Annotated in this window: 5 protein-coding genes and 1 pseudogene; 1 reads left to right on the forward strand and 5 read right to left on the reverse strand. The window is 70.6% G+C overall.

Annotation, left to right across the window (positions count from 1 at the left end; genetic code table 11):
- Nucleotides 1-205: pseudogene (locus ABZY11_RS42940) on the forward strand (hypothetical protein); the annotation flags it as partial.
- A gap of 65 nt (nt 206-270) precedes the next feature.
- Here ABZY11_RS42940 and lgt read toward each other — a convergent pair.
- From lgt to ABZY11_RS42965, 5 genes are all read right to left on the reverse strand, one after another.
- Nucleotides 271-1296, reverse strand: a complete 1026-nt coding sequence (gene lgt / locus ABZY11_RS42945) for a prolipoprotein diacylglyceryl transferase (RefSeq protein WP_356484377.1) — start codon at nt 1294-1296, stop codon at nt 271-273.
- 110 nt (nt 1297-1406) lie between these two features.
- Nucleotides 1407-2231, reverse strand: coding sequence for a thioredoxin domain-containing protein (locus ABZY11_RS42950; protein ID WP_356484378.1), 825 nt, complete (start codon nt 2229-2231; stop codon nt 1407-1409).
- 74 nt (nt 2232-2305) lie between these two features.
- Entirely contained in the window at nt 2306-3118 is an 813-nt protein-coding gene (gene trpA / locus ABZY11_RS42955; RefSeq protein WP_356484379.1) for a tryptophan synthase subunit alpha, read from the reverse strand.
- On the reverse strand, nt 3115-4395 hold the full coding sequence (trpB, locus tag ABZY11_RS42960) for a tryptophan synthase subunit beta (protein WP_356484380.1): 1281 nt from the start codon (nt 4393-4395) through the stop codon (nt 3115-3117). The genes trpA and trpB overlap by 4 nt, the downstream gene beginning before the upstream one ends.
- Before the next feature lie 133 nt (nt 4396-4528).
- Nucleotides 4529-4690 (reverse strand): tryptophan synthase subunit(beta), encoded by a 162-nt coding sequence (locus ABZY11_RS42965; protein ID WP_356484381.1) that lies wholly within the window; start codon nt 4688-4690, stop codon nt 4529-4531.
- Nucleotides 4691-4693: the final 3 nt, after the last annotated feature.

Here is a 4693-nt window from a genome sequence, read left to right on the forward strand (position 1 = left end):
GCTGGGCGACGCGGACGACATGGGAGCGCCCGCGATGGCCCGGCGGGCATCGGTGCAGGAGCGGGTCGTGGCGTACAACAAGGTGCTCCGGGAGGGGCCTCGGCCCGCAGAACGCTGGCGCTGGCCGGCGAATCGAGCCCGTCCGGCGATTGAGGACGGGAGATCGCGGACATCCGACCGGGAACCGGTGACCGAGAACCAGTGATCGAGGACAAACGTGAGGCCCCGGACCAGTCGGTCCGGGGCCTCACACGGGTTCACACGGCCGGCTCAGCCGTTCTTGGCCGCCTCCGCGGCGCCGTTCTTCTCCGGTGTCCTGGCGGCATCCGTGGGCTCGGCGTCACCGTCGCCCTTCGGGCCCTGGTCCGCGTCGCCCTGATCCGCGTCACGCTTGTCCGCATCGCCCTCGGCATCGTTGGCGGACTCGGCGGCCGCGTCGCCCTTGGCGTCACCGGCGTCCTCCGCTGCCGCCGCGTCCTCCGCGGCGCCCGGCTCCACGATCTCCTCGCGCCCCGGCCGCACCTTCGCCGAGATCACGATGTACACCACCGCCAGCACGAACACGATCAGCGCGGTCCACACGTTCAGGCGCAGGCCCAGGATGTGGTGCGCCTCGTCGACCCGCATGTACTCGATCCAGCCCCGCCCCGCGCAGTACGCGGCGACGTAGAGGGCGAACGCCCGGCCGTGTCCGAGCTTGAAGCGGCGGTCCGCCCAGATCACCAGCAGGGCGACACCGATGCACCACAGCGACTCGTAGAGGAAGGTCGGGTGGTAGGTGCCGGCGACCCGGTTGGGTCCTTCACTGATCTTCAGCGCCCACGGCAGATCGGTCGCCTTGCCGTACAGCTCCTGGTTGAACCAGTTGCCCCAGCGGCCACAGGCCTGGGCCAGGGCGATGCCGGGGGCGAGCGCGTCGGCCCAGGCGGGCAGCGGAATCCCGCGACGGCGGCAGCCGATCCAGGCGCCGACGGCACCGAGCGCGATCGCGCCCCAGATCCCGAGGCCGCCCTGCCAGATCTTGAAGGCGTCGACCCAGTTCTCACCCTCGCTGAAGTACAGCTGGTAGTCGGTGATCACGTGGTAGAGCCGGCCACCGACCAGGCCGAAGGGCACGGCCCAGACGGCGATGTCGGCGACAGTGCCGGATCTGCCGCCCCGGGCGACCCAGCGCTTGTTGCCGAACCAGACGGCGACGAAGACACCGATGATGATGCAGAACGCGTAGCCGCGGAGCGGGATCGGGCCGAGATCGATCACGCCGGTCGACGGGCTGGGAATGTAGGCAAGGTCCATGGCAAGGTCGACGCTACCTTGCCGGGTGGGGCGTACGGCAACCCACCCGACAACGTCTGGGTAACGGGCAGGTCATCTGTTCCCCCTGCCGGACCATGCCCGGGGACGGGTCAGGAACCGGACGGGGCCGGGGTGACCATGCCCGGCTTCTTGCCCTTGTTGGCCTCGGCCACCCACTGCTTCAGGTTCGCCTCGGTGAACGGCTCGTTCCCCTTCTTCGGGAAGATCGGTTCCCCGTTGAGCATCGCGGTCGGGGTGCCCTGGAATCCGCCGTTCCGGAACGCCGTGTTGGACTTCTTGACCCAGCCGTCGTGCTTGCCGTCGTCCACACAGCTGCGGAAGCCGGGGGTGTCGAGTCCCGGGACCTTCCCCGAGAGCTCGATCAGCTTGGCGTTGTCACTGAAGTCGTCGACGGTCTCCTGCGGCTGGTTGCGGTAGAGCACGTCGTGGTACGCGGAGAACTTGCCGACATCCTGTGCGCAGGCCGCGGCATTGGCCGCCCGCAGCGAGCCGCTGCCGCCGAGATTGCCGTCGATGATCGTGGCGAGGTGGTACTCGGTCTTGATCTGTCCGGTCTTCTCCAGCTGGTGGATCGTGTCGCGGAACGCGTTCTCGAACTGGGCGCAGACCGGGCAGCGGAAATCCTCCCAGATGGTGAGGGTGGACGGGGCGTCGTCCGCGCCGACCCGGATGGCCAGGCTGTCCTTCCCGGTCGCGCCGGACGGGGCGACGAGGGGACCCCCCGCCTCGCTCTTTCCCTTGCCGCCCGAATTCGCGGCGATCACGCCGACGACGGCGGCCAGCCCCAGCACGCCGACCACCGCGCCGGCGACGATCAGCGTGCGCCTGCGGCGCTCGCTCGCCTTCTGGCGCTCACGCTGCTGTACGAGCCGGTCTCGCGCGGCCCTTTTTCCCTGTTCGTTCTTCTCGCTCACACCCGCAGCAACGAACCGGGGAGGCACGCGCGTGCCTCCCCGGTCCAGGTCCACCCCTTTGGGTGACACCCGATTCAGCGCTTTCGAACGCCTTCGGCGAGATCGCCCGCCAGGGAGCGGACGGCGGCCAGACCGGCCGCCTCGTCGGGGGCGTCCAGCATCGCCTTGACGAAGGCGGAGCCGACGATCACCCCGTCGGCGAAGCCCGCGACCTCGGCGGCCTGCCGGGCGTTGGAGACCCCCAGACCGACGCAGACCGGCAGGTCCGTCGTGGCGCGGGTGCGCCCGACCAGATCCTGGGCCTGCTCGCCGACCGACTCGCGGGTGCCGGTGACACCCATCAGCGAGGCCGCGTAGACGAAGCCGGAGCCGGCCTCGGTGATGGTGGCGAGGCGCTCGTCCTTGCTGCTCGGCGCGACGACGAAGACGGTCGCGAGACCGTGCTTGTCGGCGTGCTCGCGCCACAGCGCGGACTCCTGGACCGGCAGGTCGGGCAGGATGCACCCGGCGCCGCCCGCCTCGGCGAGCTCGGCGGTGAAGCGCTCGACGCCGTACCGGTCGATCGGGTTCCAGTACGTCATGACGAGGATCGGGGCACCGGTCGCCTCGTACGCCTCACGGACCGTGCGCATCACGTCGGCGATCTTCACGCCGCCGCGCAGGGCGATGTCGTCGGCGGTCTGGATGACCGGTCCGTCGAGCACCGGGTCGCTGTGCGGCAGCCCCACCTCGACGATGTCCGCACCGCCCGCGACGACCGCCTTCACGGCCTCGATCGCACCGTCGACGGTCGGGAACCCGGCCGGGAGGTACGCGATGAGCGCGGCCCTGTCCTCCGCCTTCGCCTGCGCGAGGGAGGAACCCAACAACTCCACATTGCCGCTCACTTGGTGACCTCCTCTTCCCCGTCCGCCACGTCGGCCTCGACAACCCCGTCGGTCTCGTCGTACAGCCCGAAGTAGCGGGCTGCGGTGTCCATGTCCTTGTCGCCGCGGCCGGACAGGTTGACCACGATCAGCCCGTCCTTGCCGAGCTCCTTGCCGACCTCCAGGGCTCCGGCCAGCGCATGGGCGCTCTCGATGGCCGGAATGATCCCTTCGGTGCGGGACAGGAGGCGCAGCGACTGCATGGCGGCGTCGTCGGTGACCGCGCGGTACTCGCCGCGGCCGATGTCCTTGAGGTACGAGTGCTCCGGGCCGATGCCGGGGTAGTCGAGACCCGCCGAGATGGAGTACGGCTCGGTGATCTGGCCCTCGTCGTCCTGGAGGACGTAGCTGCGCGAGCCGTGCAGGATGCCGGGCTCGCCCGCGGTCAGGGTCGCCGCGTGCTCGCCGGTCTCCACGCCGTGTCCGGCGGGCTCGCAGCCGATCAGCCGGACGCGCGCGTCCGGGATGAAGGCGTGGAAGAGCCCGATGGCGTTGGAGCCGCCGCCGACGCAGGCGATGGCGGCGTCCGGCAGCCGGCCGGTGCGCTCCAGGATCTGGCGGCGGGCCTCGACGCCGATGACCCGGTGGAAGTCGCGGACCATGGTCGGGAAGGGGTGCGGTCCGGCGACGGTGCCGAAGAGGTAGTGCGTGCGGTCCACATTGGCGACCCAGTCGCGGAACGCCTCGTTGATGGCGTCCTTCAGGGTCCTGGAGCCGGACTTCACCGCGATGACCTCGGCGCCGAGCATCCGCATCCGCGCCACGTTCAGCGCCTGTCGCTCGGTGTCGATCTCGCCCATGTAGATGGTGCATTCGAGGCCGAAGAGCGCGCAGGCGGTCGCGGTGGCGACGCCGTGCTGGCCGGCGCCGGTCTCGGCGATGACCCGGGTCTTGCCCATGCGCCTGGTGAGCAGCGCCTGGCCCAGCACGTTGTTGATCTTGTGCGAGCCGGTGTGGTTGAGGTCCTCGCGCTTGAGGAAGATCCGGGCGCCGCCCGCGTGCTCCGCGAAGCGGGGGACCTCGGTCAGCGCGCTGGGCCGGCCGGTGTAGTTGACCATGAGCTCGTTGAGCTCGGCGGCGAAGGCCGGGTCGGCCTTCGCCTTGTCGTACTCGACGGCGACCTCGTCCACGGCGGCGACGAGCGCCTCCGGGATGAACTTGCCGCCGAACGCACCGAAATACCCCTCGGCGCTGGGGATCAGACCCTCCGGGTCCGGGATGAAGAAGTCAGATGACATCCGACATGCTCCTCGACATCGCAATGGGTGGATTCACCGTATGCGCCATGGGCGGAGCCGCCGTCCGGCCGGGTGGCCGGGCGGTGCGGTCGCACGTACGACAGAGGTGGTGCGGTACGTCGGCCGGGGCTCGCTACAGCGCGGACCCCGTGCGCCATCGCATGCCATTGACCTGACCGGGCTCGTCGCCGATCACGTACCGCACCCGTCGGCCGTGCACACGGCGCGCGGGGGCGCGGCAGCCGCGGGGGCGGCAGCCGCGTGCCAGCGGGGCGTGCGGGACCCGGGCCGTCATTCC

Source organism: Streptomyces sp. NPDC006510 (genome assembly GCF_040611955.1).
Lineage (GTDB): Bacteria > Actinomycetota > Actinomycetes > Streptomycetales > Streptomycetaceae > Streptomyces.

Excerpts from the sequence above, each read along its gene's own strand:
- lgt (WP_356484377.1), bottom strand. The coding sequence starts at position 1,296 with ATGGACCTTGCCTACATTCCCAGCCCGTCGACCGGCGTGATCGATCTC.
- trpB (WP_356484380.1), bottom strand. The coding sequence starts at position 4,395 with ATGTCATCTGACTTCTTCATCCCGGACCCGGAGGGTCTGATCCCCAGC.
- ABZY11_RS42965 (WP_356484381.1), bottom strand. The coding sequence starts at position 4,690 with ATGACGGCCCGGGTCCCGCACGCCCCGCTGGCACGCGGCTGCCGCCCC.